Origin of the sequence: uncultured Thiodictyon sp. (assembly GCF_903828115.1) — a bacterium.
Lineage (GTDB): Bacteria > Pseudomonadota > Gammaproteobacteria > Chromatiales > Chromatiaceae > Thiodictyon.
Window position 1 is genome coordinate 1 of the sequence record NZ_CAIKKU010000456.1, and the last position, 4,298, is coordinate 4,298.

Sequence of the window (4,298 nt, forward strand, 5' to 3'; positions counted from 1 at the left end):
ATAGCATTTCTGTTCATCCAATAATTCGACGAGCGAGAAAATGAGCATGTGCGTGGATCCAAAAATATTTTAGTATAGACTATCTCATTATCAGTTATTATTGGCTAATAGTAAAGCATCACACATTTGGCCTCATGAGCCACTTGAGGAAGTTGAGATCGGCCTCCGAGCAACTGAGATCGACCACGACACCTGCGGCGTCGCTGCGCAGGTAGCTCGGCGGCGGCCGCCCGTAGCGCAGGAGGCCCTGGTAAATGAGGTCGACGCCGCGGCCGGTACGCTCGGCCAGCCCGATGCGCTTGAAGGCATCGGCAAGCAGCGGATTGCGAGGGCGGGGCTCGACCACCAACAGATTGTCCAGGGAGACGCCTTCGACAAAGCCGCCGGGACTGCTGATCGACAGGGTCTCGGTCTGCCAGCGGGCCTGCACAGAGCCCAGACGACTGTAGTCGCGATGAGTCAGTGCATTGACGAGGGCTTCGCGGAAGGCGCGCGGTTCCACGTTCGGCACCGGAACCCGGAACAGGCCGACCTGGAGTTCGCGCTCGTTGACCCGGGCCAGAAACTGTTCCTCGACCCGCTCGAACAGCCGCACCAAGGGCCAGCGGTAGAAGTCATTGACGCGCACCTCGGTCCCGTCCAGGACCTGGAACGCCGCCTCGTGGGTGGGTAGATGCGCCCGAATGGCCGATTCGCGGCCGATCAGCAGCAGGCCCGCGACCGTTGGGACGCGCTGCCCGGACTCGGTTCGGGTCAACCCAAGCGCGCCGTCGAGTTCAGCATCGTCGAGACCGAGCAAGGACCGGTCTCCGCGATAACGCTCAATGGCCTGGCGCAGCCGATGGCGCTCCGCGGGGTCGAGTGTGTCGAGGTCAGCGCCGGCAACCGGCAGCGCAGAGTAGTCCGAAAGCCGCAGATCGGACTCGCGCGACGCAAATTCATGCGGGAGAAAGGGCACGCACTGCGGTTTGCCGTCGGCCTGCAGGCGACGGCGCTGGAGCGTCCCGTCGCTGGTCGCAACCAAGCGGGTCGAGCGAGGGATTTCAAGCCGTGCGATTCGCTGTCCCGCGGACTCGAGCATGACGGCGCGTATGCTGAGCGGGGGTTGGTACGGTTTGCGATCATGGCTGCCAGGCCCGGAATGTCTTTGTCCATTGCTACCGCTTACCGCTACGCGGTGGTTGATTGTCTTTACGCAGACGCGCGAGAAACGCCATGTTCTTATCGATCTGGCCAGTCAATTGGGCATCGACGCTGAGGGCGTGGGCCTGTTTCAGATCATGCTCGGAGCGATCCAAATAGGCATGGAACTGCTGCCAGGCCCTTTGCCTGGTCCTGGGCGGAAGTTCGCGATTCTTTCCCGTCATGCTGCAATGTTTCGCCAACCCCAGAAGGGCGTCACCGCGTAGCTGTAGTAAAGAGGGATTGCGGCTCCAGTCGGGATTTTGTTGGAGCTGTTGCTCGATCAACGTGAGAGCGGATTCCTCCTCGCGAGCCCTTAACATAGCGACTAGGATCTTGCGCAGTTCTCGCTCTTCCAGGCGCCCGCGAGACGCGAAGGTGAGGAGCTGCCTGGATAGAGCCCTGTCGTTGTCGGACGGACGCCCGCCGGAAACGAGGGCCTCGGCCAATTGCACGAGCACCGGGGCAGGGACCCCACCTAATGCGCTGAGGTGGGCGCTGACGAAATCCGCCACGACCGAGGGTGCCCGCAGCCCTTGATGCACTTCCGCGAAGAGCTGAATCGCCCGGTAGTTGAGGGGGTCTCTGGCCAGGATCGAATCGATCTGCGCCTGCGCCCGCTCCAACTGCCCCAAGGCGAGGGCCTGCTCGGCGCTGCGCAGGTCTTGGAGGATCGAGTGTCTGGGATGGGCCGGCAGGACACACAGCACGCGCGAGTCGTCTACCTCGAATTGCGGCCGTGGGCACCCCTCTTCGCGCATGACCCGGAGAATGGTCCTTATGCCTTGACCCTCCGCCTGGGCAATCTGGAGACGGGTGAAGAACCAGGCGAGGGTCTGGTTGCGCCATTTTGGGCTGGCCCGACCCTCACGAAAGTCGGACGGGGCGACGCCGAGCGGCAGAGATCCTGGGGATAACACCTCGATGCGGTCGGAAAAGACGGTGATACGGGTCGGTTCGTGGTCTTCGTAATCCCGGTGCGCAAGTGCATTGCCCATGGCCTCGTAAAGCGCGCGTGTGGGGTATTTCATGACGTTGGGCGTCGTGTGACTTTCCTTGTCGATGACGACATGAGATTGGACGTCCAACAACTGTCCCAGGCGCCGGGCTTGCTCCAGTAGATTTCCGGCAACCTCGTGGCGCTCCGAATGCGCGTCGGAACGATCCGGTCCGGGATACATGGAAAAGATGCTGAAGGCCCCCGGGATGAACCGCTGCGTCTCGCGACCGAACAGGAGCAGGGCGAAATTGCGTGGTCTCAGGGCGCCGGTGAGCGGTTCGCGGGTGAACAGTGAAGGCACGAAGGGACTGAGCTGCGCAGTATCCGACAGATAGGGATCAAGACCACGCTCAGACGAGAAGACACCCATCCGTTGCAGCGCCTCGCGGAGCGCGAGCAAATCCAGATCGTTCTCGGTTGCCGCCTTACATGGCCGCCGGTCCCATGGTTCCAGGGCGCCTTTGCGCACGAGCAGATTGAGGAGCACTCCGTTGCGGGCCTCGATCGTCGAACGAGAAACCCGTACAAAGTGCTTGCCGCCTTCCTTGCCGCGCCGAAACGTATGGGCCTGGCCAGTCGCCGGCTGGATGAATACCAGGATGCGTCGATCCGGTTGCTCACCAGGTAATTCTTCAACGAGCGGTGTGATTGGCGGCGAGACGAGATCGCGACACCGGTGAAGCGTCTTGCCTTCGACTTCCTTAAGCCGTGCGGCGGTGAGTCCAGTGAGCACGAGTTTCGGAAAGCCGTGTTCATCCGTTACTTCCTGCGCACCGCAAACCACATAACCCCCGCCGAGATTCTGCAGATCGTTGGCGAACGCAGACAAGGTCGCTACGACGTCGTCGATATCGGCAACATTCTCTTTCCACTCGGTTTGCTCGCTTTCGCGACTCGCGAGGGTGCGCAGGTCGATGGATTCTCTCATGGCGATCCTGTCCTATTGAACCAACACCTTCTTGCCGGCCGCGATGAGCTCCAGGCACTGCTCTTTCAGCCCATCGAGCGCCTGATCGAGCTGTTCCTCGTTCTCGATGCCCCCAGAGAAAAAGCCGGCGGCGCTGATCTTGACGATCCGGTTGCCGTCGAGCAGGCGCATCAGGTCTTCGACGGCCTTGTCCCGTCGCACGGGGCAGGCGTCCAGGTCCGCTCGGAGCTGGGGTATCGACGCGGTGGCGGCCTTCGCGACAGTGTATGTCGCCAGCGGCTCAGCGATGCGGCCGCGCTGCTCCTCGCCGACCTCTTCCCAGCCGGGGGTGCCGCGCAGTTGTTGGAGGGCGTCCGCGTAAGCCTGGGTTCGGGCGCCGAGCGCCTGTTGCAGGCGGGCCTGGTGGGCGGTCTCCAGGGCCTTGGCGTGCTGATCGATGGCCGGCAGCTCGCGGAAGAAGGACTCACGGGCCAGCAGGTCCTTGAGCTGCCCGGCGTGGTCCCGGTCGCTGTCGCTTAAGTCCGGCTCCTGCTCCAGGAAGGGCCAGAGGCTGTCCAGCGCGCGGCGCGCCCGACCCAGGTCGTGGAGCGCGGGCTCCGTCAGGGCCTTGGCAAGCTCCGCCCCCCGCTTGATGGCCTCTTTCAGCGCCTGGTGGCAGGCGGTGAAGGCCTTGAGTGTCTGGCAGTCGCGCTGGCGGCGGAAGCCCACGCTGTTGTTCAATGCCCCGGCAATCACCTCGCCCCCGGGGAGCCCATGCTTGTCGAGTTGGGCGAGGACCTCCCGCAGCGTTTCCTCGAAGCCCTCCGTGGTCTCGCGGATGGCCGCCGCGATGAGGTTTTCCTCGTACTCCTGGATCTCTTTCCCGAAGCAGGTCTTGTAGGCCTCCCCGGCCTCGATGTAGTCCGTGAACTCGCAGTCGGTGGTGCGCGGGCGAAAGGATGCCTGGCGGAACAGGTTGTTGTTGGTGAAGGTGGTGCGTGCGTCGAGTGACAGGGCGGAGTCGATGACCTGCCCCTTGCTGGTCGCCTCGATCTTGCCGGCACGCAGCAGCGCGATGACCAGGAGCCGAACGGTGTCGAACTCCCAGCCGAAGGGTTCCTTGGCAAACTCGTCGGTCAGCCAGCGCCCGCTGGCGGTCTCGCCGTAGCTGGTGCGGTTCTCGATGCGGGCCAGGACCTCGGCGAGCAC

General features: G+C 63.2%; 2 protein-coding genes and 1 pseudogene. All 3 read right to left on the reverse strand.

Annotated elements, in window-relative coordinates; all coding sequences use genetic code 11:
• Positions 1-118: 118 nt before the first annotated feature.
• A complete protein-coding gene (locus QZY48_RS16705) occupies positions 119-1,024 on the reverse strand; it encodes an ATP-binding protein (RefSeq protein WP_295432986.1) in 906 nt (301 codons plus the stop codon).
• Between the two features lie 133 nt (positions 1,025-1,157).
• The gene (locus QZY48_RS16710) at positions 1,158-3,110 is read right to left on the reverse strand and encodes an ATP-binding protein (RefSeq protein WP_295432989.1); all 1,953 of its coding nucleotides are present in this window, start codon (positions 3,108-3,110) and stop codon (positions 1,158-1,160) included.
• A gap of 12 nt (positions 3,111-3,122) precedes the next feature.
• A pseudogene (locus QZY48_RS16715) lies at positions 3,123-4,298 on the reverse strand (BREX system P-loop protein BrxC); the annotation flags it as partial.